We start from the raw sequence: 26459 nt of genomic DNA, 5'->3' as shown, positions 1-26459 counted from the left end.
TTGTTAGTAGGGCCATAGTAGGGCCAACGCAGAGAAGGATGCCGGTGTAGCTCAGCTGGTAGAGCACGTCATTCGTAATGATGGGGTCGGGGGTTCGAGTCCCTTCACCGGCACCATCCTTCTCAAGATTTCTCATGAAATTCCAACAGCTTGCAAGGCGCAACGCCAAGCGCATTGGCTAGTTGGCCTACGATAAGAACGGTGGGGTTGCGCACCCCGCGTTCAACTCCGCTGACATAGGTGCGGTGCAATTCAGCGTCGAAGGCAAGTTCTTCCTGTGAGATGCCTTTCAGCTCCCGATACCGCCTCACGTTCTTGCCCACGACCGCCTTTATGTTCATACGGCCATAGCGCAATGCTGTAGACTATTGATCTACAGACTATGAGTCTCATTTTCTATTGTCGCTCTGCTTTGGCGTGTGCAGACTATAAGTCTCGGTTTTGTGGAGACTTTCCGATGCATTTCTTGATTGCCTACTTGGAGTTGACCGCGCTTACGGTGCTTTTGGTCATCCTCACCTATGCCCATGTTGAAGTCGCCATGTGGACAACGTTCGGCATCTTCGTGGTGGCGACGCTCTGCTTGCTTTTCGGTTGGAAGCCGCCCCGCATTACTGGGCGCTTCAAGGCATTCATGGTCATGTTTGTATGCTTTGGCGCGGCCATCTTCATGGGGCCGAAGATCCAAGCCCATCAGGAAGCTGAGTTGGCCAATCTGCGCGCCACCGACGTCGAAGCGTATCTCACCACTTTGCGTAGCCAAGACGAAGTCCGGTGGCTGAACGCGCTGAAGGAACTCCGCCCCGAGGAATACGAGGTCGAAGCGAAGCGACGCCAGAACACCGCGACGGGTGCCTACCTAGCCGAGTGCACCGACGACAAAGCAGGGCTGGCATACGTGATGCTCCAAAACGAAGTACGCGAGCAGTTACGCGCACCATCGACGGCGGATTTTCCCGGCAGATATGAGCCGGGCACGAGGCACCTCGGTGACTGCATCTACCAAGTGTTCGGCAAGGTGGACGCTCAAAACGGGTTCGGGGCAATGCTGCGCACCACCTTCGAAGGAAAAGTGCAGTATTTCCCAGAAAGCGGTGGATGGCGGACGCTGGAACTGAAGGTTGAAGGCTAGCCCTGCACGTTGCATCCACCTACGGCGCGCGCAGCGGCCCATACAGGGGGCGTTAAAGGGCCGCTGGGTATACGTTGTAGGCTGGCCCAGCACACGCCTTAACGGCGCAGCAGGCGCTTTCAAGCGGCGCTTGATCTAAGTATATGATTTTGAATGGTTTTGTAACTTGTAACCGTAACTTTGTTCGAAAGGTTGCAGAGCAAAAAACTGTGCGGGGCACAGCAGCGCCCCGCACATTTCTTTTACCCCTTGGGTTACGTTACCGGTTACGGCACTTGAAACGGGCAATCAAAATGGCGGCTCATCGTCGGACGCGCCACGCACAGGAAGAAGGACTACTCCCCCGCCGTCCATCCGTTTGGCGATGAACTCTCGTTTCCGATCATCGTCGCCGCCGCGCGCAAAACCTTTCCTTTGGGTCTTCACCCTTCCGCTAAGGTCATGCAGGCGGTGGGTTCCGTACTCCCACCCCAGCGTGGTCATGGCTGCCATTATGCGCTTGGTGTCGAGGGGTGACATGCGTGCCGTATCAAGGCCCAGCAGAAACTTCACGCTGTCCATGGATACCCTGCCTGTTAGGTCACCAAAGGTGTCCTCCAAAACGTCAGCATACGCGTCCCCGACCATTCGTTGACCCTGCGCCTCGGCAGCGGCAGCCCAAAGGTGCGGCGATAGCGTGATGCTCTCGCCTGCTTGCTCACGGACGACGGCCTCTGCCCAAAGTTGATCCAGATCGGCGCTAAAGCGGACAAGGTCGATCTGCCCGACCATCACCGGCCAGACCCGACGGTTGCCCGTGAGGTCGCGCAGATACGCCCCCTCGTTGGTGGTCCCAAGGATAATGCAGTGTCGGGGGTATTCCCCAGCATCGCGGCCATAGGCGCGCCGATAGCTGTCGGTTGCAGTGCTAAGGAAGCGTTTGAGGTTCTGGCTTGTTGCCTTGGTCAGCCCATCCAACTCTTGACACTCGACGATCCACGCACGCGCCAGCAACTCGGCCTTGGTCTTGTCGTCACTCTTGAGGTCAAGGCTGCCGCAGAACCATTCGTCTCGCACCGCTAGCCGTTGGGCGACCTGCGACTTCCCGGCACCCTGTGGACCTTCGAGTACCAACATCGTGTCGAACTTACACCCCGGCTGCTTGATGCGGCGGACGGCCGCAATCAACAGCTTGGAACTAAATTCTCGGTTGAGTTCCGTATCGTCGGCACCGCAATAGGTAGCTAGCCACCGGTCGATCCTTGGCGTTCCATCCCACGTCAACCCGTCTAGATAGTCGTAAACAGGGTGGTATGGGTTTTCATGGGCAATCGCGAGCAGTTCCCTCTTGATCGCAGCAGGAGTTGCCGCGAAGTCGAGTTCGCGGCCAATCTGACTACAGAGAATTTCCGCGATATCGTTCAGGTCCCGGCCATCAAGCCCCGCCCCTCTGACTTCGTCAGTCTTGTTGAACAGGTTACGCTGTGCATCCACCCCAAGGCGGGCGAGCGCATAGCGCACGTTTTTGGGATGGTGTGCCACTGGCTGTAACTTTTCGTTCAAGACCGGCCAATCCCCGCGCCGTGCCTCAAGAAGCGCCATCGCCCGCTTCACCTGACGTTGCGCGTAGCGCATGACATCGGGGCTTTCGCGTACATGGGCGCTAATCCCAAGGTCAGGTGCAGTAATGATCGACAGCACGTGGCCCGGCAGAACCCCCTGACTGAGCAACCAAAGTGATACGGCAAGTACGAGTTCAGAACGGGAAGAGTAGTCGTGGTGAGGTGGGTTCTTGCCAGAAATGATGGCGTCGACCCATTTTGGATCAAACGGCACAATTTCCATCAGGTTGGAGGAAAGAGGCAGTGGCGCGATTTCTTCCGGCCCCGATAGTCCAGCACCCTTTAACTGTTCTGACGTACCTTTCGACTTTGGTGCCTTCACCAAAAAATCGGCGGGGCGATAGGTTTTCGGAGGTGCGTCAAGGCGAACTGGATGCACCTGCCATGCCGTTGCGGGTTGCCGACCCGCAGCACGTTTCTTGTCGTTCAGCCAGTTCATAGTCCAAGCCAGACGGAGAAGTCGGTCCGCATTGTGAGTGCCGGGACCGCCCTGCGTTGCTGCCAAAATGGCAAGGTTCAGTGCCTCCGCCGCCTCAACAGCAATGGGTTCTGAAAGCTTCCAGATTGCCTGACAGCCGCCACCAGTGCACCACACGGCCGAGGGTTCAGGTACTCCCTTTGGTCGGACATTTGGATCAAGCAGCACTGCAAGAATTCTATCAAGCTGCTCCGCTTCTGTGCCGGGGTAGTCCTTGTTGTCCAGATCAACATGAAGCGTCTGGGCGAAGGAAAGATTTTCCTTCTTCCGAGAGCCTTTCAGAAACTTAGCGGTCGACAAAAAGTAGACATTGCGTCGAGAGTCATCGTTGTTTGCCGCCGAAATGAACTCGACGGCTTGGGCTTCTTCTCCCGGCGCGAACTGACGGACAATCGGCTTCGCAGGCCCAACACTTGCCATCGTCTCGATGTGCAGTGGTCCGTCGGGGTGCAGCCAGCGGTAGAACTGCACAGCCTTCGTGGGGTTTGGCTGAAACTCAGTGGCCATGGCGACCTGCCTCCGGCGTGCATGACTGAGCCATGAGCCAGTTGTCCACGTCCTCGCGGCGATAAAGGACCTTCCCAGCCTTGGCACCGGACTGAATACGGATGTACCGTGGGCCGTACCCGTAGATGCGACCCTTCTCGAAAAAGCTAACGCTTAGACCAGTGATTTCCGGGAGCTGCTTGGTCGTAAGCAGCGATGTTGATCTGTTTGGCATTTTGCCCTCCGTTGCAGATGGAAGGACGCTGCCAGTGAACCGGACAGTAATGTTGCGAACAACTTGCGCCTTTTTGCGCAACCAGAGGCGACGCTACAGTTTGGTTGCGACACCCCATTCCGCGAGTGCGTCGCAAACTCGTTTCAACGTTTCTGCCTCAAGACTTTCCTGCACATAGTCGTGCTCAACGGCCCGATAGATGTACGTCGCCTCGAAGTCCACACCGTGTCCCTTGCCCTGCTTCCGGGCGTAACTGCCTGAAAACTTCTCGCGAAGCCGATTAACTATCGCGTGACGAGCTTCGGCATTCTCTTGCCCGAAGAAAAGGTCCGCTGCCTCCTCTGCAAGGGCCAGATCAGAGCGAGGTTTCCGGGGGGGAGTAGCCGTCCGGTCAGGCTTTATACGGAGGTTGAGCGCGTACATGTCCCTATTGGCTTTGTCGATGTGGCGCTCACTACCCATCCAGATCAAGGCGCGATCATCGCGGTTGCCCGGCTCAGGATGCGGAGTTGCGCGCTCACCCACCAGCATTTTCATCGCTGCATCCAACCGCTGCTTTGAAGTCTTCCCGCTTTGATCGGGATGGGCAGAAATGATCGCAAGCAGCAGCCGTTCGAAGGGACTGGCCCCGAATGCTTGCCCGGCATTGGCAACGACCGCGTCGTCAAATATGTTGTCCGGTCCGTTCTGCTCAGACATTTGCAAGCTCCAGAATGCGAGTAGCGACCTTTTCGACCGGATCGCGCAGTCTTTCGACATTAATCACAATGTAGCCCCCAGTGACGTCACCGTTGGTGCGGTGGTTGAGCAAGCGCTTCAGCGCGTAATGGGGCACATCGAGACTTTCAGCGATGGTAATGAACGTCCGCCGAAGGTCGTGCATGGTGAAGGCGACCCCCGATCCAGCGCCGACCCGAGCGAGGAACTTCTTCGTTTCGACAAGGTGGCCAACCTTTCCGGTGCCGGGGAAGACCCATTCCGAACCCCCACTTGCTTTTGAACGGGCTTCAAGCAGTTCGACGAGAAAACCCGCCAACGGCAAAGACAGCGGATCGCCGTTCTTTGTGGTCGGCAAGTGCAGGGTGCGTGCCCTAAGGTCAACGTTCTCCCAACGCAATCTGGACAACTCGCCGCGACGCATGCCGGTGAAAAGTGCAAGCAAAAGAAAATCCCGCGAGTACTCCGGCTCGGCCATCACGGCCTTCCACCACATGGGCAGGTCAAGGGCTGTCACCACCGTTTGCCGCCGACGTTCACGATACCAAGCGCGTGCTTGTGACAAGATTTGGACGGGGTTCGGTGGGAAATCTTCTTCGGTCGCAGCGATGAAGTTGTACACCGACCGGAGGTGGCGCATCACATTGTTCGCGGTCGTTTCCCCATGCGCCTTGGCGATTTCTTGGTGCCGCTTCAGCACCATTTGCCGGGTGATCATGGTCAGCGCCGTCTTCTGCCAAGACTTAAGATAGAGCCTCGCGCTCCGCTGGTAGCTCCCGACCGTGTAGGGCGAAAGGTTCGTACGGGCTTCGAAGAAATTCGTGAACGCAGTGGCAAGCGTGATCTGTTCTGTCCGGGCCTTCCGCTTCTGTTCATTAGGGTCTTGTCCCTCGGACATTTCAGCAAGCAGGGCCAAAGCCCGTTTCCGAGCAACCTCTGGTGCGAACACGTCGGCACGACCGATTGTGACCCGGCGCGTTCGGCCATGCACTTGGCCTTCTGCAAAGTACATCTTAGTTCGCGATCCCACACGGAGGCCAAAGCCCGGCAGCGCTGTGTCGCGGTAGTAGACCTGACCCGCCTCAGGGTGCGGTAGTTCATCAATTTGACGGCGTGTAAGTCGCAGGCTTGGCATTGAGACCTCCTTTTGGCCTCAGCTCATCCTCGCCAAAAGATCGCAAAAATGCAAGCAAAATCAGATGTTTGTGTGTTTTGTCCAGCCTCGTGAAGCCGTCTGCAACGTCGTGAAGTGCAGTCTATGAGATGGTGCTGAAGCTCTTGCGAGGGAATGCCGGGCTGTCCTACCGACAGCTTCGATTTGCGAACAAAAATGGACGAACTCGCCGGTACTCTAGGTGGCGCACTCGTTTGTGGTCGAAGCCAGTCATCGACGAAAAGCGGCTGATCAGTTAAGTTGACCGTCCGAGTACAGTTTTCCTTAGACGGAGATCGTGTTGCAGACTGAACCAACTGAAGACCAAGAGTTTCGGCTAGCTGCGTTCAACCAGAACCACGAGGCCTTCAGGTCGCTCAACCAGCAAATGTGGCAGATTCCGTTGATCGCTATGACGCTGACAGGTGGCCTTTGGTTTGGCGTATCGCGAACCGAAGATTATGCTCTCTTCACGATGGCCCTGCTACTTCTTGCGGGCTTAGCTAACATTGCATTGATCGTAGTGCTCTATCGTCTTCGGTATGTCATGGGCTTGTACCTAGACTGGCTGAGAGACAAGCACCCGGACGGTGCTGTTGTGGCGGAGGGCACAAACCCATTCAACCGACAATATGTCGTGCGCTATGCCTTTCAGGGCATGCTAGGACTTGCTGCGGCTGTAAGCTTTGGGTTGCTCTATGTATCTGCATCGCAAGCCGATTGGGAGGCTGTTCTGAGACCTAAGCCAGAGAGCGACGCACTATCATTTTATCGTCGCCATGCAGCAGATTTGGCAGACGGCTACGAAGCGTTGGCCTTCGAAGATGCCCATCCCGACCTTGTCAGGATCCTTATGACGGAGCGCGCTGGGTCTGTCTTGGACATACTGGATGTTGGCGCAGGTACAGGTAGAGACGCAGCTTGGCTAGCGCATCGGGGCCACCGGGTCGTTGCGGTAGAACCCTCCGAAGCAATGCAGGCCATCGGCAAGCGATTGCATAGCGACGAAGGAATTTCTTGGGTCTTCGACACCCTGCCCACGTTGGACGAGATCCATGCGACGGGAAAACGCTTCGACCTTGTCATTCTGAGCGCTGTTTGGATGCACTTGCCAGAGGAAGATAGAGCTAAGGCACTTACCTCCGTCTACGGCCTGCTGCTTCCCGGAGGAACAGCCTATCTCACCTTGCGCATTGGTCCTGAAGAGCCAAGCAGGGGAATCCACAGCGTGTCACTGGAAGATTTCCGCCGCCTTGCTTCCAACCTGTCGATCCCTGTAAAGTCACTTGCCTCGCAGAGCGACCTACTGGGTCGAAGCCATATAGTCTGGCAGGCGATCAGGATCGACAGGCCAAAGAGCTAATCTCGTAGCCCTACCATGCCTTAATCCGCTTAGCAGTCTGATCCCCCCGCCGTTTGGCGTAGCACTGACCTGTCTGTAGTGCGCTGAGATTCGCGCCCTTTCCAAGAATACGCGTTGCGTTCTTGGGCGGCGCGTTGGTAGCGAAAGCGGCAACTAGGCCCATTTCAGAGAGGAACTCATCATCTTCGCCTGAGAAATCATCTGGAGATTGCGATATTAGCATGATTGCTCCACCCTTTGAGCGGCTCATGCGGATAAGGTTTGCCAACGACGGAAGCTTGGACCCAAGTATCTGATGTGCTTCATCTACCATACACAGTACCCGAAGGCCGCGCGATCCATCGGCGCTGCGCTCAGAATCGACTAGGCTGTTCAAGTACTGATCCAGCGCGTCAAGAACGAGGTTGACCACGATTGTACGGCTGTCTTCGGCCACGTTCGGCGGCAGCTTAATGATCCAGCTTTGCTGGAAGAAAGATGCCGGATCGTAGGTAGGTTCGAAAAGAGGGAAGCGACAAAGCTCCTGCATCATCGCGATTGCGCCGTCTTCCTTCATTTCATGTTCAGCATATACGCTTACGAGGGCGTCCCTGATATGGTGCAATTCGCAAGGAGTTTCGGCAGCAAGCGCCCGCGTTGCAGCTTCGTGCAAGGCGGTCCGCTGACGATCCCCAAGGCGACTTCCCTTCAGTCGCGAGAAAGATTCCCGGAACCGCGAGGCTGCTTCCGCAACGTCAATCTCACCTCGCGAGCGAAGCGAAAGAACATCAAGCGGAATTGGTGCGCGGGGAGGCTCAAGGCTCCTCGCTTCGAAGAGCTCGTCAATCCGGTAGCCTCCACCGGTTGAGTCCGTGCCAAGGTCGCCTTTGAAGTCGAAAGCGATCAGCGGGACAGAAGCCTGCTGCCGGATCGAGCGAAGCATGGCCACAGCAGTTCTGGTCTTGCCCGACCCCACGCCTCCCATTATCGCACTGTGCGGGGAGCCGCCAGAACCATTGAGATCCCAGACGATTTTCTCTTTGGTTGCAAAGTCTTCCGCAATCTCGCCAATCGGAACGGTAATCCGACCGCTGGAGAACGTCATGCCTTGGCTTGCACCGCCGGAACGCAAGGACCCCTGCTTGGACAGAGGCAACTCTGCGACCTCCACTAGCCGCTTGACGAACTTTGCGACATCCTGATCAGCCTGCTCCCACTCCCTGTCCAGAAGCTTTAGACCACGCCTCCAGTGAGCTCCAACGAGAGCAATAAGCTTCTTCAAGTCAAGTTCAGGGTCAGCTGAGCGCTCTACCATCAGCGCCAGCCAGACCGATAGCGTTGTTCCAGTACCAAACAGCGTATCGCCCTTAATTGCCTTGCCGGGATCAGACTCATCATCGGCCAACTCAGGGGGGGCAGGCATTGCGAGCGAACGCGAAATTGCTAGACGCGCAGGCAGATAGCGCTTGCGCATGCCGAGCCTGCCCATGAATGCGGTGTTCAGGGTGTCGCTCTTCTCATCCGTACGAAAATTTGCTCCGGCCACTTCAACGAGGGAAATGCTCATGACGCGCTCCCCGCATTGTCAAAATATCCCGGCTTAACGGTGGACTGCCCAATGTCGCCCACGCGCTCAAAATGAATCAGGTACTTCTTCTGCACGTGCTGTTCAATTTCCTTCAGGTATTCGCCGACTACCTCAGTATTTGTTGAAAGCAAAATCACCTGATGCTCCCTCTTCACCAGATGATTGAGAACGCCTTTGCGGTGCTCAATGTCCAGCCGACCCAACGGGGTATCAACAACCATCGGAAAGCCTCGCCCGGAAACTGACGATACTGCTGAAATCAGTGCTTGAGTAAAAATCTGCTTTTCGCCTGCGGAAAGATCATAACGCCGAACGTCGATGCCCTGTGAGTTCAAGAGTTGCACATCGCAATTCTCATCGATGGCAATCCGCTCAACAAGGTCTTTCTTGTGCGCCATAGAGCGATGCGCCGCGGACATAGCCTTTGCGATAGCGTCGATCTGGCTGGGAACTGCTTGCGACACAATATCATCTACCATACTGGCAACTTTGAGCGCGCGCATCGCTCTGCGCATTGATGGCTTTGCCTGATCCCACTGCCCGGCTAGTTTAGTTAGGTCCGTATTCTTCTGGTTGATTTGGCTCTCTAGCGCAGAAAGTTCACGCTTGAGCGCTCCAATTTCCTGATCTAGTTCCTGAATCTGTCCGTTCAGAACCGTCAAGCGTTCGCGCTTCTTGTCCACATGAGGCGCAACCGACTCCGTCCGCGTGACTTCTTGCTGCAGTCGCTCAAGAGCCTCTTCATTGAATGCTATATCATTAAGCAACTCTACAATAGCGGGTGCACCCAATTCATCAAGCTCATCCAACCGATCAATTACCTTACTGCGCTCCAGTTCATTTAGATGCGGATGAAGGAAAGATTTGGCGCAGTTGTCAGGCGGCGGATACCAAAGCTGCTCCCACGCACTTCGAGCGGTTGTCAGCACAGAATTACGCTGTGATTCGGTCAAGTGTGGGTCGATGCCCATCATACCACTGTCAACGGCCCCCAAAAACCGTTCAAGATTAGTGTCGCCTTGCTTCTTTCCGCTTTCCCAGCGCTCCAATACAGTCTCACTCGTTAAACGAGCCTTTAACGCTTCCCGGAGGCCAAGGCCGGAAAGAGCTAGCGCGATATCTTTGGCCATCAATTCTTCAAGTTGGGCGCGCCCTGCTTCAACAGCGCGTCGCAACTGATTGAGTTGCTCCAATTGTTCTTGCAATTGTGCTTGCGAGCCTGCGCCGAAGCTAGCTAGCTCGCGAGTGAGATTGTCCCGTTCTTCCTTCAGCTTTGCTAGGTCAGGTTCAATTTCTTCAAAGCGCCTGCGCTTTTCGTCATACTGAAACTTGAGAACATCCCGATCAAGCTCCAGCTTCTCAATGGTCTTGTCCGACACGTTAGGCGACTCACGCCGCCGTACAGCAGCGTACGCACGTAGGTCCTCTGCCAATTGCTTGAGAACCGGAATTCCCAATAGACCTTCAATCCCTGTGCGGACTTGTGCAGCCATTTCGCGCTCGGCGAAAGCACTTACCTGTTCACCATCGAAAAGAAAAAATGATGCAAGATAGTATGGCAGGAAAGTTCGGGCAATATAGTCCCGGTACCAATCCATGCGGTCATTGCCCTGCAAGCCCGTTGGACCAACAGCCTTTCGGGTCGGGCCTTCGAAGATATGAACTTCTTCATCAAGAGGGCGGTAGCCGCCGCTATCGCTGAAGTGCCAAATGCGTTGAATTTCTAAATGTTCGCCTTCGTCATCCACAAAGGTGATCTTTACAGAACAGGACGTACGACCTGCGTCTGTTGCGCCCTTGTGCAATGCTTTTTCAAGAAACGCCTTATAAGACGTAGCAAGACGCTCTTTGTCCCCCCCCGAGAATGGCGAACGCGCAATCAGCGGCAGACCATCGCGCCCAAACATTCCAAGAACAATCGCTTCAAATAGGCTGGTCTTGCCGTAGCCGTTTGGCGCGCCGATAAGAATGATGTTGCGGCCAGCTGAAGGTGCTGGGAAATCAAATGTAGCGGTTGTGTAGGCTTTCCAGTCCCGAAGAACAATTTGAGAAATGTGCATAGGTCTCAGTCATCCACCTGGATGCGATCAAGAATATCATCGAAGTCATCCCACAAGCCTTTCTTGCGCTGCTTGCCAGTTTGCTCGATTTCAGCTTGTACCAATTCCTGAAATTCGAAGAACAGGATTCCGCTCGTTCTGCAGGCATCTCTTACTAGCGTGCGACCTTCGGGGTTATCCAGTAAAACTACCACGTTCCGCGACATTCAACGACCCTTCTTGATTTCCCGGACGTCCATCGGCTTTGCCTTAGTCTGCCCGACGATCTCATGCGCCCATATTTCATGTATGAGACCAACTTCCTCTTCATTAATCAAGGCTTGTCCGGTGGTCTTCTCTAGCTGACGCAGGCGTTCAAAGATCTCTGCACGTGCCTTCAAGGTGAAGGGACCGGGGACGAACGTCCCTCCATCCGTGATGGTAATCCGACCATCGCGGCGACGTGCCTGTCTGCGGTCCCTATCATTGCGGATAGAAGCCAGCCAGTCCCGGAAATCTAGCAAGGGGCCGAACTCCGCGTACCCAGCTTCGACGAAACCTTCCAGACTTCGATCCTTCTCCACTACGGTACAGGTCCAGCAACCAAAGCGAGACGAGGTGGTGCCGCACGACGGTGCGTCGGACTTCTGGGTGACGACTGGACATTCGCCTCCGCTGGCATCACGATAGAGGCCGATAAGCTTCAAGTGCGATCCGCCCCAAGGTGGGTCCTTAAGCGCAAGAAACTCCCAAACATCTTCGGTGTCCAACTCAACAATTGGTCGGTAGACTAGACATCCCATGAGATCGTTGTGCCTGTTCAGGCGCTCACCGTTGTCATAGCGCCCAACGGATGCTGCCCGTGTCGCGCTTTCCGAGCGCCGTACCCCAAGGAGAAGAATAACTTGTCCCTCTTCATCGGCCTTTGTCTTGATGTACCTACTGGTTGGCTGGATCTTCATCCGGTCTGTGCACCAACGGAAGGTGCGGTTAGGCGGAGGGTAGCCTCTCCCGATCACATTTACCCAGAATGACTGGTCAGGAGCCGGGCGGGTTATCTTCGTTACTAGGGGGAGCGCAAAAGCTTGCGCGGCTTCTTCAATTTCGGAAACGCTCTCTACAAGGTGCTGCACGACGAGCGGACTTTCGACCAAAGTGTCGTTTGCAACGACGTGGACTTGTCTCGTTCGTTGGCTAGGCGGTAACGACATGAGCATTTCAAAGACGAGATGGGTCACTAGGGTGCTGTCTTTGCCCCCGGAATAACCAATGATCCACGGGTAGCTGTGAGGCTGGCGGTATTCGTCGAGCATGTCAGCGCGAATAGCAGCGATTATCGCAGCGCTGTCTTTCGTACGCTCCATGGTCGAAGCGTTGTCCAGCCCCATACCGCCCTCCTGATTCTTCAAGTTTTTTCTGCATCTTGTGTAGCAGGGAGCGTGGGACACTGTAAATTGCACTCGCTTGCTGGATCGAGGCGATGTGGCCCTGTCACTGACGTTATGAAGTGACTGCTGTGGTCCCCTAGTAGATGCGTAGGTCGAACGCGCGCATGCGAACCCTGAACAGCATGATCACTGGCTTAAGACATAGTTTGTCCATCAGTCGAGGTCACCTGTGCAAGTTGTGCGTTTTCAGGGTGTTGGCCTCAGTGCCGGTCGCTACTACGACTCGATCAACCAGTGCAGCCATCGCGGCGACCAACAGCGCCAAAAAGGAAGTTTCGCACGCGAGGATCAAGCCACCTCAAGAGAGGGGTCAACTGGAGAGCGGCCTGCCAGCTGGGTTCTGGACGGCCCGTTGATGGGGTGCGGTGGGGGGCAAGGCAGGGTAGGAGGGTGCCAAACCGGCTCGCCTCGGCAAGCGACTGATGATGGTTCCGTGCAATCGCGATTTAGTAGGGCAAACGAAAATCTGTAGGGCCATAGTACGAAAGCGCCATAAGGTGTGGCCCGGTGGCGTCCAACGGTCTGCGAGACTTGAGTTCGGGAAAGACGAGGCCTGCCAATGCGTTATGATGGTTGCTGCAACGCTGTCAGTCGAGCTCCAATATATTGATATTGCTTAGGAAAACAATTCGTAATGATGGGGTCGGGGGTTCGAGTCCCTTCAGCGGCACCACTTCCCTAAAAATCCGGTCAGCAGGCATCGCGCGGTGGCGTGCGCGGCGATGGGCGGTGGCGGGTTGCGCAAAGGCGAAGAACCCGGCGGGGGGCCGGGTTCTTGCTGGATCATGCGCCGTCAGCGGGCGGTGGGTGCGGGGGCGCGGTCAGGGGCGTTTGCGCATCACCCGCACGATCGGCGCGATCAGCGCGAAGAGGACCGCCGCCAGAAGCACCGCCGAGATGGGCCGTTCGACGAAGATCATCGGGCTGCCCAAAGACAGGAGCAGGGCCTGCCGCAGCGACGCCTCCATCAGCGGGGCCAGCACGAGGGCGAGGACCAGCGGCGCGCGGGGGATGTCGAGCTTCATCATCAGCCAGCCCAGAAGGCCGAAGACGATGCACATCCACACGGTCGCCATGCTGAGCGTGGCCGCATAGGCCCCGACCAGCGAGATCACCAGGATGCCCGGCGCGAGATAGACGTAAGGCACGCGCAGGAGCGCGGCAAAGACCGGGGCCATCGGCAGGTTCAGGATCAGCAGGAAGAGGTTGCCCACCACCATGGAGGCGATGAGCCCCCAGACCAGCGCGCTTTCCGTGCTCATCAGCATCGGGCCGGGCTTGATCCCGTGCAGGATCAGCGCGGCAAGCAGCACGGCCGAACTGGCCGAGCCGGGGATGCCCAAGGACAACATCGGGATCAGCGCGCCATGCGAGGCCGCGTTATTGGCCGATTCCGCCGCCGCCACGCCGTCGATGGCGCCGCTGCCGAAGCGTTCGGGGTGTTTGGAGAATTTGCGTTCCGTCAGATAGGACAGGAGCGAGGCGACCGAGGCCCCGGCGCCAGGCATAATGCCCACGAACAGCCCGATGACACCGCCGCGCAGGATGGAGAAACGGCAGGCGGCCCAGTCCTGCGAGGTGAGCCACATGTCCTTGAGCCGGGTGCGGATGGGTTCGACCTTTTCGCTGCGTTCGAGCGAGTGCAGCACCTCGGCGATGCCGAAGACGCCGATGGCGACGGGGATGAAGTCGATGCCCTGATAGAGGGCCGGGATGCCGAAGTTGAGGCGCGGCGTCCCGGTCAGCGGGTCCACCCCCACCAGCGCGATGAGAAGGCCGAGGACGCCCGCCAGCAGCGACCGGATCGGTGCGTCGCCGAGGCTGCCCACCGCGATCACGCCCAGAAGGGCGAGGAGGAAATATTCGGGCGCGTTGAATTTCAGCCCGATGCTGGCGAGCGGCGGGGTGATCACGGCCACGGCAAGAACGGCGCCGAGACCCGCGATGAACGATCCTATGGCCGCGATCGCAAGCGCTGCCCCGGCGCGGCCCTGTCGCGCCATGGCGTGGCCATCCATCGCCGTCATCACACCCGATGCCTCGCCGGGGACGTTGATCAGGACCGAGGTGAGCGTGCCGCCATACTGGCCGCCATACATGATGCCGGCGAGCATCATGATCGCGGTGACCGGCTCCAGCCCGAAGGTGAGGGGCAAAAGCAGCGCCATGCCCGCCGCCGGGCCCACGCCCGGCAGGGCGCCGACGACCTGACCGATCAGCACGCCGATGAAGATGAACAGCAGGTTCTCCGGCATCATGGCGACGGAGAACCCTTGCAGCAGTGCTTCGATCATTCTTGGTATTCCCGGGGTGTCTGGATCATTGGAAGAGCGGTGCGGGCAGCGGCACGGCCAGCCAGCGCACGAAGATCACCTCGACCCCGACAAGGAGGATCGCGGTGGTCAGGAGCGAGGGCAGGAGCGCCGCCCGCAGCACGACAAGGAGCAGGAAGAGCATGAACAGCCCCGCCGCGGGCAGAAGGCCGATCACCGGGATCAGGAGCGCCAGCGTCACCAGCCCCGCCATCGCCGCCAGCACGCGCCGCGCGCCGGGGGCATCTGGCAGTTCGGGCCGCCCCGCATCCGTGCCGCGCTGCAGGGTGAGGAGCAGCGCCAGTGACAGGATCACCGCCGCCGCCGAGAGGAGACCGGGAAAGAAGCGCGCCCCGGGGGTGAACCCATCCCAGAATGCAAGCCCCGCTGTCCCGATCATCACGCCAGCCGCGAGGCAGATCATGAAGAGGGCGGGAACGGCTTGCAGAAACCGCATCATGATTGCCTCGCTTTCCGTGCCGCGGCCTTACTTGGCCAGCCCGATCTGGGTGAGGACAGCGCGGAAGGTATCCTGTTCCGCGGCGAAATAGGTCTTGGCCTCGTCCAGCGCGTAGAAGTTGCCGAGTTGCATGTTCGCGGCCAGACCATCCTTCCAGGTTTGGGTTTCGGTGGCCTGACGGAACTTGTCCGCCCACCACGCGGCCAGCGCCGGGTCCATCTGCGGCGGGCCGCCCACGCCCCAGAACTGGGTATAGACGACATCGACGCCCTGTTCCTGCAGGGTGGGGATGTCAGCGACGCCCGCCTCGGTGCGGCGCGCGGCCGACAGAAGGCCCAGCGGTTTGGCGGTGCCCGCGGCGATCTGTTCCATGCCTTCGGCAAGCGTGGCGAAGTGCAACTCCACATTGCCGCCGAGGAAGGTGGCGCGGGCCGCGCCGCCGCTTTCATGCGGGATGTAGGTCAGCGTGATGCCCGCGGCCTTTTCCACAAGGCCGGTGGCGATGTGGTCATTGCCGCCCGAGGCGCCGCCTGCGACACGCACCGCGCCGGGGTTGGCTTGCGCGGCGGCGACCATGTCCTGGATGCCGGTCCATTCGCTGGTGGGCGTGGTGAGCAGCATCAGTTCGGACTGCACGAAGCCCGCGATGGGCGTGATCTGGTCGATCACCGAGGGCGTGCCCTGCACGATGGGCGTGGTGAAGACCGGCGAGGCGAGGGTGAGCAGCGTGTTCTCATCCCCCGGCAGGCCGAGGACGTGGTTATAGGCGTTGGAATGGCCCGCGCCGCTGCGGTTCTGGATGACGATCGGGTTCTCGACGATCCCTTCCTCGTTCATGATCTGCGCGATGGTGCGCATGATCACATCGGGCGTGCCGCCCGCGGCAGAGCCCACGGTGAATTCGATCGGGCCTTCCGGCGCGCGCATCTCTTGTGCGAACGCGGTCGTGCAGGTCAGCCCGAGGGCCAGCACGGCACCCAAGTTCAGTTTCATGTTCATCGGCATCTCCTCCCAAAGATTGCAGGTTCAGGTGTGGCGGGCGCCCCGGGGGCGCCCGGTCAGGTATCCAGTAAGTCTGGGTAGAAAAGCTCCTCCGGGGTCAGCGCGCGGCGCGACAGGTGCTGTTCGACGGAATAGCGGCAGGCGGTTTCCAGTTCCGCCCGCGCCGCGCGAAAGCCGTAGGGCCAGTAGTGGCGGCCCATGGCGCCGCGCGTGCGTTCCATCGCGGCGTTGAGCCATGGCAGGCTGAGACGGTTGGCCGAGCCGAGCCAGACATCTTCGAGCCGGGTGAGCGCGATGTCGCGCGCCGCGCTGAAGGCATCGAACAGCGCGCGCGGAAGGCCGGGATGGGCGGCGACGAGGTCTTTCTTGACCGCGATCAGGTGCATGATCGGGAAGAACCCCGTGCGGCGGTGGTAATCCTCTTCTGCGCGGGGGAAATCGGGCAGGATGCGGACGATGCGAGGATCGCCATCGCGGAAGGCGCGGGGCGGGTTGGGCGCGAGAAGCGCATCCACCTGCCCGGACAGGAGCAGGTCTTGCAGCGTCTCGCCCGCGGCGATGGGGGTGATCGACAGGTTGGGCGGGGCGTCAAGTTCCAGCCGTTCGTTGCGGATGCCCTGATCCAGCGCGCCGGTGCGCCATGTCAGATCGGTGGCGTCGATGCCGTGGTCATCCTTGAGGATGCCACGCATCCACAGCGCCGCCGTCATCTGGTATTCCGGCACGCCCACGGTGCGGCCTTTCAGATCGGCGAGCGTGCGGATGCCGCTGCCCGCGCGGGTGAAAAAGCCGTTATGGCGGAAGGCGCGGGCCAGATAGACCGGGATGGCGGTATAGGCGCAGGTGCCGCGCGACACCTGCAGCATGTAGCTGGACAGCGACAGTTCGGTCACGTCGAAGCGCGCCTCGTTCACCGCGATGGGGAAAAGCTGGGTGGTGGGCAGGACATGCGGTTCCACCACGAAACCGGGAACGGGGACATCGCCCTTGAGCACCGGAACGGCGCGGTCATGATCCCAGGTGGCCACGGTGATCCGTGTCCGCGCCACGCCCGGCTGGACGGCATCGCGATGTGCCGCATCAAAGGAAAGGTCGGACGGCGAAGAGGTCATGCGTGGATAATTCCCTGGACTGTCGATGCGGCACAATGTCCCTGTGCCACGGGGGTGCAATCTGGGGCGGGGGTGGGCTGTCGACAATCAGTGAATGTTGACAGCTGTTGTGCATATCCTGCAAAGCGTGAAGCGCAGGTGTCTGGAGGGGCGGTGATGGGACGGTCAAAGATTGTTGGTGCGCTGCCGCGCTTGCCTCTGGAAGTTTTGCGCTATGTCGTGCTGATTGCCGAAACCGGATCGACGCTGGCCACGGCCGAGATCGTCAATCTGACCGCCTCAAGCCTGAGCCGGAAGATCGCGCTCCTGGAGCATGAGCTGGGCGTCACGCTGTTCGAGCGACATTCGCGCGGGATGCGGCCGACGCCGACGGGCAAGCTGGTGGTGGAGGCGGCGCGCCAGATCATCCAGCGGATGGAGCGGCTGGCCGCCGATATCGACGAGGTGGAGCAGGTCGGGCATGGCACCGTGCGCATCCATGTGTCGCAATCGCTGGTCGAGCGGTTCCTGATGCCCTGCCTGATCCGGCTGGCGCGGACCTATCCGCATCTGAAAACCCATCTGCACATCGCCGCGGGGCGGCAGGCGGAACGGGCGCTGGTGCATGATCTGGCGGATTTCGCGCTGGTCGTGACGGCGCCGGACCACCCGGATATCGAGATCGTGGCCGAGCGACGCAACCGTATCGTGGGGGTGGTGAGCCCGGCGCATCCGCTGGCCGGGGCGTCATCCATCACGATGGCGGACCTGATGGCCGGTCCCTATGCCGCGATGCCGCCAAGTTACACCAGCCGCGTGACGTTTGACACGGTGGTGCCCAGCCAGAACCGGGACAGCACGCCCCAGATGACGGCCAATTCCATCCCGGCGCTGAAGGCCTATGCCCGGTCGGGGATCGGGGTGGCGGTGATGCCAGAGGTGGCGATCTGGGACGAGGATCGCGACGGCGATCTCTTGCCCATCGAGATCGAGGGGTTGGACAGCACATCCACCCGGATGTGCCTGTGCCGCCGCCGATCGCGCACGCTGGCGCCATCGGCAGAGCGGTTTTTGCAGGCGCTGGTGGAAGAGTTCGTGGTGGCCTGACGGGCCTGCGCGGCCCGTCTGTGCCCGCCGCCCGTGGTCAGCGCAGCATCTGCAGCAGCGCAGGCGAGGGGGTGCCGGTCACGGGCAGGCCCTGCGCCGCCTGATAGGCGCGGATCGCGGTTTCGGTGTTCTTGCCGATCACGCCATCGCTGCCTTGCGTGTCAAACCCCCGCGCGGTGAGGCGCTGTTGCAGGGTGATGCGGTCGGCCTTGGTCAGGCCGTTGGCATCGGGGGGGAAGGCGGTCTGGAGGGGGCCCGCGCCGCCGATCCGGTCGGCCAAATGGCCCACGCCGATCGCATAGGCATCGGAGTTGTTGTAGCGCTTGATGACGCGGAAATTGGCGGTGGTGGCGAAGCGGGGGCCGCCCGGTTGCGGCTGGATCACCGCGCCGGCCGGCGCGCTGCTGCCCACCTCGCCGCCCCAGGACAGGCCGCGGGTCCAGCCGTTGCGTTGCAGATAGGCGGCGGCGGAGGCCAGCGCATCGGTCGGATCGTCGGACCAGATGTCGCGCCGCCCGTCGCCGGTGAAATCGACGGCAAACTCCAGATAGGAGGTGGGGATGAACTGGGTATGGCCCATGGCCCCGGCCCAGCTGCCGGTCATGCGGTCCACCGTGATGTCGCCATTCTGCAGGATGCGCAGGGCGGCGATCAGTTGCTGTTCGAAAAAGGCCCCGCGCCGCCCGTCATAGGCCAGTGTCGACAGCGCCGAGATGACGGGGACATTCCCGCGCCGTTCGCCGTAAAAACTTTCGAGCCCCCAGATCGCGGTGATAATTTCGGCATCCACGCCGTAGCGATCCTCAAGCGTGGCGAGGGTGCCGCGATATTGCGCGAAGGCGGCGCGGCCTTTGGCCACGCGTTCGTCGGAGACGGCGATGGAGAGGTAATCTTCGAGGCTGCGGGAGGTTTCGGTCTGGTTGCGGTCGCGGGTGACGACGCCGGGCAGATAGCCCGTATTGCGGAAGGCCAGTGACAGGGTGGAGGGCGAGATGCCCTGACCGGCGGCGCGCGACTGGAAGGCCTGCACCCAGGCATCATAGGCGGCGTTGGGGACAGGGCGCAAATCGGCGGGCAGGTCGGCAGACATGCCGCTGCCGCTGGGCAGGCTGGGCATGCAGGCCGAAAGGCCAAGGGCGGAGAAGGCCAGCGCGAATTGGCGGCGGTTGATCTGCATGGGTCTGCTCACCTCTGTCTGCGTTTTGCGCATAGTGCGGCCTGTTCGGCCCGCAGACAATGGTGGACAGACCCGCGGCCCGCAAATTGCGGGCCGGGGGGGCGGCACCAGCGCCGATCCGCCGGTCCCCCGGTCAGAAGGTGTAGGTCAGCCCGAGGATCGGGCCGCTCAGCGCGCCGTCGAAGACCGTGCCGCCGTCGGAATAATCCACCGCCAGATGCCGCCAGCCTGCCGACAAGAACAGGTTGTCGCGCGCCTGATAGTTGGCGGTCACCGCGATCTGCCATGTGAAATCGGACCCCACGCCAAGGCCGCCCACATCAACATAGGACAGGACCGACCAGCGATCCGAGAGCGGGGTGTTCACGCGCAGGGCGAGGATGGGGTCCACAAAGCTGGCCGAGGGGGCGACGCTGAGGACGGGGGAGGTCACCTCGCCGTCGATCTTCCAGGCGCGCAGGCCGCCCAGAACATCGACCGTGGTGCCGCCGCCCGCCTGCAGGCGCTTGCCCCCGGCGAGGGTGAGGGCGCGCAGGCTGACCTCGCCCGCGGCAGGGATGCCGGGCGGGACGAGGCCTGCGCGCGACGAGGCGGTGTAGGTCAGATCGCCGAAGAACACGAGATCGCCCCGCCGGGCGAGGCCGGTGATGAACACGGCGGCGTCGAGGTCTTCGAGCACGTCAGAGAGCGACTTGTCGAAGGACAGGGTCGGCGCGCCGGTGAAGGGGGTGAAATCGCCCCCCACACCCGCGCCCCAGCCGTAGACGGTGACCTGACCGGACCAGTCCTGCGCCAGCGCCGGGGGCGCGGCGAGGGCAAGGGTGGCAGCGAGAAGGGCTGTAGCGGGGCGGCGGATCATGCGAGGGCGTCCTTGAAGATGCGGCCGCCCTTCATCACGAGGCGGAGGCTGGTATCGGGGGTTCCAATGAAATCGAGGCTGGTTTCGGGATCACCATCCCAGACCAGAAGATCGGCGAGCGCGCCTTCGGTGATCACGCCGAGCGGGCCGGGATAGGGCGCGCGTTCGCCCGACAGCGCCAGCAGATCGCCCGCCGCGCCGGTGGCCATGCGCAGCGCCTCGAGCGGGGACATGAAGCGGGTGAGTTTGGCCAATTGGCGGCCCTGGGTCGCGGCCCCCGTGGGGTTGAACAGCACATCGGTGCCAAAGGCCATGTTGACGCCTTCGGCGCGGCCCTCCTGAAAGGCACGGACGGTGCCTTCGGCGACCTGCTGCTGCTTGGCCTGACTGCGCGGGTCGGAATACTGGTTTGCGTCTTCGTCGGCGAGGAAGGGCTGGATGCTCCACCAGGCGCCGGCCGCGGCCATGGCGCGGATCGTGGCGGTATCGGCGAGCTGGCCGTGTTCGATGGATTTCACCCCGGCCTCGATGCAGCGCTGGATGCCGGTGGGCGTGTAGACATGGGCGCAGACATAGGTGCCCCAATCCGCCGCGGCCTGCACCGCCGCGCGCATCTCATCCAGCGTGTACTGGGTGGTGTCGAGCGGATCATAGGGCGAGGCGACGCCGCCGCCGGCCATGATCTTGATCTGGCTCGCGCCTTTCATCAGCTGTTCGCGGGTGCGGCGCAGCACCTCGTCCACGCCATCGGCAATGGCGGCAACGCCGGTGCGTTCGGTGTAATCGGCCGGATCGCCCGGCATGCGCGGCACCGCGTTCAGGAGGCGAAAATCGCCATGGCCCGAGGTCTGCGACAGCATCGCGCCCGAGGGGAAGATGCGCGGGCCGGTGACGGCCCCCTGATCTATGGCCTGTTTCAGGCCGAAGGCCGGGCCGCCCGTATCGCGCACCGTGGTGAAGCCGCGCAGGAGGGTGGCCCCTGCCTCGCGCCCGGCCATTAGGTGGACCCAGGCGATATCCTGCGTGACGGCGGCGATCTGGCTGACCGCGACAAGGGTGGAATGCCAGTGGCAATCAATAAGGCCCGGCGTGACGGCGCGGCCGCCGCAATCTATCACATCCGCATCCGCAGGGCCTGTGCCGGTGGCGGGCAGGGCGGTGATGCGGCCGCCCTCGATCACGATGTCGCGGCCGGTCTGCATCGACAGGGTGCGCCCGTCGAAGAAGCGCAGGTTGGTCAGCACGGTGGGGCGGCCTGCGGTCTGGGCGCGCAATTCACCGGGGGCAAGGCCGAAGCCTGCGAACATGCCCACGATGGCGGCCATCCCGCCCAAGAGGCGGCGGCGGTCGAGATCGGCCTCGAGCCGCCGCATGGCGGCCTGCGTTTCCGGCGCGCCGCAGAGGCAGGGGTTGATCGGCGCGTGACCGGCGGCAACCGCCTCGGCGCAGGACAGGCACATGCAGAATGCTCCTTGGGTAAGAGGGCGCTTCTTCTCAATCCGGTAAACTAGGTTAACGATGTCGCCTGTCAGGGGAGATGGCAACAGAAACTGCGGCCGCGCGGTCAGTTTCGGGGCGGGGCGGGTGTCAGGGGGCGAGCCATGTGCCCGCCCAGCCGTCGGCCCGGGAAAAGCGGGCGCGGCGATGGCGGGGGCCGAGATGGAGGAGGTCCATCTCCACCAGATGGCAGCGCAGCACGGCGAAGCGGTCGGGATCGGGCTGCGTGCTGTAGTCCAGTGCGCCGGGGATGGGCTGGCCGGGGGGAGGCAGGGTGCCGTAGCTGATGCGCGAGGCGGGCGGGACGCGATCCCACAGGGCGGCGGTGTCGGGGCCGGTCAGCACCGCCACCTCGACCCGCAGGCGGAATTGCAGATGGGCCGAGGCATCCCAGACATGCAGCGCCGCGCGGGGCAGGGCGGCGAGGGCGGCGATCTTGGGCGACCGCAGGTCGGTATGCAGGTCGAGCGTGCCTGCCGTGCGGTCGGCGGCGCGCAGCACGACGGTGCGCGCTTCGGGCCAGCCGTCGGGGGCCTGCGTGGCCAGCGTCGGGTGCCGGGTGGGGGCGTGGCGGTCATGCACCCCGCGCAGCAGACGCGACCACGCCTGATCAAGCAGGCTGTCCAGCCGTTCGGCCCAAGGGTGGGGATCAGTCGTCATAGCCTGTCATCTCCAGATAGCCCACGCCGCCATGGCTGCCGCTGAGGGTGACGGGGCCTTCCCAATAGGGGACCAATGTTGTCATCCACGCATCGGGGTTGAGCGCGGTGACGGTGACATCCACCCCCCGCGCGGGCAGGCGGACGGACCATGTGACAGGCACATCGCGGCCCGCCACGCGGTGCCAGCCCATCGGCGTGGCGGCGAAGGCCCCGTCGGGGAAGGCGGTGGCGGTGCCGTCGGGCGCGATCCATGTGGCCGACGTGTAATCGCTTTGCCCGCGCAGGACGAAGCCCATCATCTTTTCGCCCGTATCGAAGGAGAGCGAGAACCAGTCCCAACCTTCCTGATCCTCGGCCAAGGGTTGCGAGGACCATTCGCGATCGAGCCACGCCTGCCCCATCACGGGGATGTCGCCCTGCGGCAGGCTGAGGGTGCCTGTCAGCGTGAAGAAGGGTTGGGAATAGTAATAGCTGGCCTGTCCTGCGGCGGATTTCACCGAATAGCCATCCTGCCCGTGGCGCACCAGCGGGCCTGTGGCACGCAGTTGCACGTCATAGGCGAAGTCGGGGCCGGTGGCGGTGAGGCGGAGGTTGTCCATGTCGGGGCCTGCCATCGACCAGTCGTCGATCCAGGCCGAGAAGGGATCGCCGATCACCCCGGCCTGACCGATGCCCCCGCGGGCCAGCCGTTCGGCCACATGGTGGCGGTCGGGCGTGGTGACGGCGGCGTGTCCCATCCAGAGCTGCGGCGTGTCCCATCCCGTGCCGTCGCGCGGCTGGAGGGCAGAGCGGAACAGCGTCCATTGCAGGCCGTAGGGCGTGCCGTCCGGCCCGGTCATGTTGGCGGTCAGATACCACCATTCGATGCGGTAGTCGGGATGGGCGCCGTGATCGGCGGGAAAGTCGAAGGCGCGGCCGGGGGTGGGGGTGGCGAAATCCCCGGCCTCGGTCCCGAGGCCCGCGAAACCCTGGGCAAGCGCGGCGAAGGGCCAGAAGAGGAGCAGGATCAGAACCTTAGCGTTCATGGCGGAATACCCCCAGAAGCTGTGCAGGCGGCGTGCGGGACAGCCGCCATGCGGGCCAGAGCGCGGCCAGCGCGGCCGCCAGCAGGGCAAGTGCGGCCAGTTGCAGGTAATCGAGCGGGAAAAGATAGAGCGGCAGGCGCCAGCCGAAAGCTTCGACATTCACCACGGCGAGGAGCGCCCAAGCCAGCGCAAGGCCCAAGGGCAGGGCAAGGATCGCGGTCAGCACGGCAAGGATGAGCGCGCGCAAAAGATCGAGAAGCGCAAGCTGCCGCCGCGTCAGCCCCAGCGCCCAGACGGGGGCAAGCTGCGGCAGGCGCATGGCGGCCAGCGTCAGCAGGCTGGTCAGGATGGCAAAGCCCGCGACCGCAAGGGTGAGGATGTTCAGCGCCGCCGTCACCGCGAAGGTGCGTTCGAAGACCGACAGCGACAGCGCCTTGATCGCGGCCTGGTCGATCATCGCGGCGTCGGTGAGGCCTGCGCTGGATTTGAGCGCCTCGCGCAGGGCGGGGACGCTGTCGGGCGCCACCCGCAGGCCGAAGCGCAGCGCCTGCACCTGCGGGAAGAGCGCGCGGAACCGCGCCTCGCCGAGGATGACCTGACCGATGGGATTGCCGTAATCGCCATAGATGCCGAGGATGGGCAGGCTTGTGCCGGGGGCGACGGTGATCCGTGTTCCCAGATCCAGCTGGGCGCGGCGGTAGAGTTGTTCATTGACCAGCGCGCCTTCGCCTGCCGCCAGACGGCCCCAGACATCGGGGACGGCGCGCAGGAATTGCCAGTTGTCGCGATAGGTGGCGTGGTCGCGTGCGGCATAGATCTGGGCGGGCAGATCGGCCACCTCGCGGTCGATGCTGAGCAGGGGAAGGGCGGCATCGGCCTGCGTGGCGGCGATGGCGAGGATCGCGTCGGCCTGCGCGGCATCGGTGGCGCTGACGTACAACTCGGACGCGAGGCGCTGGTCGAGAAAGCCGGTGAAGGTGAGCCGGAAGGAGGAGACCATGGTCGAGACGCCCACATTGGCCGCCATCGCCAGAAGCAGCGCCATCAGCGCGAGCGACAGGCCCGGCACCTGCTGGCGGGTGTCGGCCCAAAACCATTGCGCGGTGGCCGAGCGCGCCCGCGCCTCGGCCGCGGCGAGAAGGGTGGACAGGACGGGGGGCAGGGCCAGCGCCCCGCCAATGAGGAGCGCGCCCAGCATGGCAAAGCCCGCAACCAGCCCGCCCCCCGCCAGCGCGAGCGCGCCCGACAGCGCGATCAGCCCGGCGGCGGCCCCGGCCTGCCACCCCCAGCGGCGGGCCATGGCGGCGGCGCGTTCATGCGCGCCGCTGAGAAGCGGCATCCGCGCAATGCCGCGCAGCGCCCCCGTGGCGGCAAAGGCCGTGCCGCCCAGCGCGATGAGAAGGCCCGACAGCCACCATTCCGGGCGCAGGGTCAACTGTCCCGACACATCCGCGCCATAGAGCCCGCGCAGCGTGGCCGCCACATCGGGCATCAGCGCCGCCGCCATCACATAGCCCAATCCCACGCCGATCCCCCCGGAGAGAAGCGCTATCACCGATAGCTCGGCCGCCATCACCGCGATCAGCCGGCGCAGCGGCACGCCCAGCGCGCGCAGCGTGCGCAGCGTGGCCCGGCGCTGTTCGAAGGCGAGGCCGATCGCGCCATGCACGATGAACAGCCCCACGGCAAAGGACAGAAGGCCGAAGGCGGTGAGGTTTAGGTGGAAGCTGTCGGTCAGCCGGGCGACATCGCTGCCATCCTGCGGGGGCGACAGGGTCAGGTCGGGGGCGATCTGTGACAGGGGCGGGCGGTTCAGCGGCTGATCTTGGGCGAGGATCAGGCGGTCGATCTGGCCTGCGCGATCGAGCAGGCGCTGGGCAAGGCCGATATCGGTGATAGCGGTGTTCGGGGCCACATCGAGGGCGGCCACGCCCGTGGCCCCGGTTTCGGGCAGGCTGGCCAGCGTGTCGCTGCGCGCGAAGATCTGGCCCGGGCCGGAGAGGAAGGTGGTCAGATCGCCGCCTGACTGCGGGCGGACGGGGCCAAGGCCGCCGGGCGCGGTGAGCGGGTCGATCCCCAGGAGGCGGACGCCTGCGAGCCGCCCCTCGATCACGGGCGAGACGAGCCAGCCCGCGCGGCGCAGGGCGATGTAGGTTTCCTGCGCGATGGGGGCGCCATCCGTGGCGGTGATCTGGGAGAACCGCCCCTCGCCCAGTGTGGCGGCGGCGGCGTCATAGCTGGCGCGCGCCTCGGCGTTGATGGCCTGCACGCCGGACCACAGCGCCGTGGCCAGCGCAAGGCCGAGGGTGAGCGTGATCAGTTGCAGCGGGTTGCGCCGCCAATGCGCGGCCAGCGCCGAAAGAAGCGCGGCGGTCACGCGATCTGCCCCGCGCTGAGGTGCACCCGGCGCGGCAGCCGCGCGGCGAGCCGTTCGGAATGGGTGACCATGATCAGCCCGGCCCCGGTTTCCGCAACCAGTTCCTGCAACAGCGACAGCACGCTGTCGGCGGTGGCCTCATCGAGATTGCCGGTGGGTTCATCGGCCAGCACCAGCGCCGGGCGGGGGGCAAGGGTGCGGGCGATGGCCACGCGCTGCTGCTGGCCACCCGAAAGCTGTTCGGGGTATTTGCGCAGGTGATCGGCAAGGCCCAGCCTCTGGGCCAGCGCGGCATCGCGGGCGGGATCGTGGCGGCCGGCAAGACGGGCCTGAAAGGCGATGTTGGCGGCCACCGTCAGCGAGGGGATCAGGTTGAACTGCTGGAAGATCACCCCAACGGTGCCGCGCCGCAGCGCCGCGCGACCGGCATCGTCGAGCGGCGCAAGATCGGTGCCCTGCACGCGGATCGTGCCCGAATCCGCGCGGTCCAGCCCGCCGATCAGGTGCAGGAGCGTGCTTTTGCCCGAGCCGGATTCGCCCGTGAGCGCCAGCATCTCGCCCGCCGCGAGATCGAGCGCGATGCCGCGCAGCACCGGGGCCGGGGCTTGGGGATAGGTCTTGGTCACGTCGCGCAGGCTGAGCAGCATGGGGCATCTCCTGGCGCGCAAGAT

At 62.4% G+C, this 26459-nt stretch carries 22 protein-coding genes and 1 tRNA gene; 4 read left to right on the top strand and 19 right to left on the bottom strand.

Going from position 1 to position 26459, the window contains the following annotated elements; translation table 11 throughout:
• Positions 1 to 40 precede the first annotated feature (40 nt).
• A tRNA-Thr gene (locus GU920_RS00840) sits at positions 41 to 116 on the top strand.
• Positions 117 to 122: 6 nt separating this feature from the next.
• On the opposite strand, the gene GU920_RS00835 is transcribed toward GU920_RS00840, so the two are convergent.
• Positions 123 to 323, bottom strand: coding sequence for a helix-turn-helix domain-containing protein (locus GU920_RS00835; RefSeq protein ID WP_328799220.1), 201 nt, complete (start codon positions 321 to 323; stop codon positions 123 to 125).
• Between the two features lie 134 nt (positions 324 to 457).
• On the opposite strand from GU920_RS00835, the gene GU920_RS00830 reads away from it, so the two are divergent.
• Complete coding sequence (locus tag GU920_RS00830; RefSeq protein ID WP_161764993.1) at positions 458 to 1132, top strand: hypothetical protein; 675 nt, start codon at positions 458 to 460, stop codon at positions 1130 to 1132.
• Positions 1133 to 1420: 288 nt separating this feature from the next.
• Here GU920_RS00830 and GU920_RS00825 read toward each other — a convergent pair whose 3' ends face one another.
• The 3 genes from GU920_RS00825 to GU920_RS00815 form a co-directional block, all read right to left on the bottom strand.
• Positions 1421 to 3718: a VapE domain-containing protein gene (locus tag GU920_RS00825; RefSeq protein ID WP_161764991.1), complete on the bottom strand. Its 2298-nt coding sequence runs from the start codon at positions 3716 to 3718 to the stop codon at positions 1421 to 1423.
• 307 nt (positions 3719 to 4025) lie between these two features.
• Positions 4026 to 4631, bottom strand: coding sequence for a hypothetical protein (locus GU920_RS00820; RefSeq protein ID WP_161764989.1), 606 nt, complete (start codon positions 4629 to 4631; stop codon positions 4026 to 4028).
• Positions 4624 to 5784 carry a tyrosine-type recombinase/integrase gene (locus GU920_RS00815; RefSeq protein WP_161764988.1) on the bottom strand — a complete coding sequence of 387 codons (1161 nt, stop codon included), beginning with the start codon at positions 5782 to 5784 and terminating at the stop codon, positions 4624 to 4626. Before GU920_RS00815 ends, GU920_RS00820 begins: the two co-directional genes overlap by 8 nt.
• 319 nt (positions 5785 to 6103) lie before the next feature.
• Between GU920_RS00815 and GU920_RS00810 the strand changes: the two genes are divergently transcribed.
• The gene (locus tag GU920_RS00810; RefSeq protein ID WP_161764986.1) at positions 6104 to 7165 is read left to right on the top strand and encodes a class I SAM-dependent methyltransferase; all 1062 of its coding nucleotides are present in this window, start codon (positions 6104 to 6106) and stop codon (positions 7163 to 7165) included.
• Positions 7166 to 7175: 10 nt separating this feature from the next.
• Here GU920_RS00810 and GU920_RS00805 read toward each other — a convergent pair whose 3' ends face one another.
• From GU920_RS00805 to GU920_RS00770, 8 genes are all read right to left on the bottom strand, one after another.
• A complete protein-coding gene (locus GU920_RS00805) occupies positions 7176 to 8711 on the bottom strand; it encodes a type IV secretion system DNA-binding domain-containing protein (protein ID WP_161764984.1) in 1536 nt (511 codons plus the stop codon).
• The gene (gene dndD / locus GU920_RS00800) at positions 8708 to 10792 is read right to left on the bottom strand and encodes a DNA sulfur modification protein DndD (RefSeq protein WP_161764982.1); all 2085 of its coding nucleotides are present in this window, start codon (positions 10790 to 10792) and stop codon (positions 8708 to 8710) included. Before dndD ends, GU920_RS00805 begins: the two co-directional genes overlap by 4 nt.
• Before the next feature lie 5 nt (positions 10793 to 10797).
• Positions 10798 to 10998: a hypothetical protein gene (locus tag GU920_RS00795; RefSeq protein WP_161764980.1), complete on the bottom strand. Its 201-nt coding sequence runs from the start codon at positions 10996 to 10998 to the stop codon at positions 10798 to 10800.
• Positions 10999 to 12159 carry a DNA phosphorothioation system sulfurtransferase DndC gene (gene dndC / locus GU920_RS00790; protein WP_201743946.1) on the bottom strand — a complete coding sequence of 387 codons (1161 nt, stop codon included), beginning with the start codon at positions 12157 to 12159 and terminating at the stop codon, positions 10999 to 11001.
• 881 nt (positions 12160 to 13040) lie between these two features.
• Positions 13041 to 14513: a tripartite tricarboxylate transporter permease gene (locus GU920_RS00785; RefSeq protein ID WP_161764978.1), complete on the bottom strand. Its 1473-nt coding sequence runs from the start codon at positions 14511 to 14513 to the stop codon at positions 13041 to 13043.
• A 25-nt stretch (positions 14514 to 14538) separates the two neighbouring features.
• Positions 14539 to 14991, bottom strand: coding sequence for a tripartite tricarboxylate transporter TctB family protein (locus GU920_RS00780; protein ID WP_201743945.1), 453 nt, complete (start codon positions 14989 to 14991; stop codon positions 14539 to 14541).
• Positions 14992 to 15018: 27 nt separating this feature from the next.
• Positions 15019 to 15990, bottom strand: coding sequence for a Bug family tripartite tricarboxylate transporter substrate binding protein (locus GU920_RS00775; protein WP_201743944.1), 972 nt, complete (start codon positions 15988 to 15990; stop codon positions 15019 to 15021).
• A gap of 59 nt (positions 15991 to 16049) precedes the next feature.
• The gene (locus tag GU920_RS00770) at positions 16050 to 17105 is read right to left on the bottom strand and encodes an ABC transporter substrate-binding protein (RefSeq protein ID WP_201743943.1); all 1056 of its coding nucleotides are present in this window, start codon (positions 17103 to 17105) and stop codon (positions 16050 to 16052) included.
• Between the two features lie 156 nt (positions 17106 to 17261).
• On the opposite strand from GU920_RS00770, the gene GU920_RS00765 reads away from it, so the two are divergent.
• Entirely contained in the window at positions 17262 to 18191 is a 930-nt protein-coding gene (locus GU920_RS00765) for a LysR family transcriptional regulator (protein ID WP_161764976.1), read from the top strand.
• A 37-nt stretch (positions 18192 to 18228) separates the two neighbouring features.
• Here the strand turns inward: GU920_RS00765 and GU920_RS00760 are convergent, their stop codons facing one another.
• The 7 genes from GU920_RS00760 to GU920_RS00730 form a co-directional block, all read right to left on the bottom strand.
• A complete protein-coding gene (locus tag GU920_RS00760; RefSeq protein WP_161766459.1) occupies positions 18229 to 19368 on the bottom strand; it encodes a lytic murein transglycosylase in 1140 nt (379 codons plus the stop codon).
• Between the two features lie 133 nt (positions 19369 to 19501).
• Positions 19502 to 20227, bottom strand: a complete 726-nt coding sequence (locus tag GU920_RS00755) for a hypothetical protein (RefSeq protein WP_201743942.1) — start codon at positions 20225 to 20227, stop codon at positions 19502 to 19504.
• Positions 20224 to 21687, bottom strand: coding sequence for a metal-dependent hydrolase family protein (locus GU920_RS00750; RefSeq protein WP_161764974.1), 1464 nt, complete (start codon positions 21685 to 21687; stop codon positions 20224 to 20226). The genes GU920_RS00755 and GU920_RS00750 overlap by 4 nt, the downstream gene beginning before the upstream one ends.
• Before the next feature lie 127 nt (positions 21688 to 21814).
• A complete protein-coding gene (locus GU920_RS00745; protein ID WP_161764972.1) occupies positions 21815 to 22384 on the bottom strand; it encodes a pyridoxamine 5'-phosphate oxidase family protein in 570 nt (189 codons plus the stop codon).
• Positions 22374 to 23411 (bottom strand): lipocalin-like domain-containing protein, encoded by a 1038-nt coding sequence (locus GU920_RS00740; RefSeq protein ID WP_161764970.1) that lies wholly within the window; start codon positions 23409 to 23411, stop codon positions 22374 to 22376. Before GU920_RS00740 ends, GU920_RS00745 begins: the two co-directional genes overlap by 11 nt.
• A complete protein-coding gene (locus GU920_RS00735; protein WP_161764968.1) occupies positions 23401 to 25788 on the bottom strand; it encodes an FtsX-like permease family protein in 2388 nt (795 codons plus the stop codon). The genes GU920_RS00740 and GU920_RS00735 overlap by 11 nt, the downstream gene beginning before the upstream one ends.
• Positions 25785 to 26435 carry an ABC transporter ATP-binding protein gene (locus GU920_RS00730; RefSeq protein ID WP_161764966.1) on the bottom strand — a complete coding sequence of 217 codons (651 nt, stop codon included), beginning with the start codon at positions 26433 to 26435 and terminating at the stop codon, positions 25785 to 25787. The genes GU920_RS00735 and GU920_RS00730 overlap by 4 nt, the downstream gene beginning before the upstream one ends.
• Between the last annotated feature and the right edge of the window lie 24 nt (positions 26436 to 26459).

This window comes from Paragemmobacter ruber (assembly GCF_009908315.1).
Taxonomy (GTDB): Bacteria; Pseudomonadota; Alphaproteobacteria; order Rhodobacterales; family Rhodobacteraceae; genus Paragemmobacter; species Paragemmobacter ruber.
Note: the sequence above shows the minus strand (reverse complement) of the source record. Positions and strands in the feature narration are given on the sequence as shown.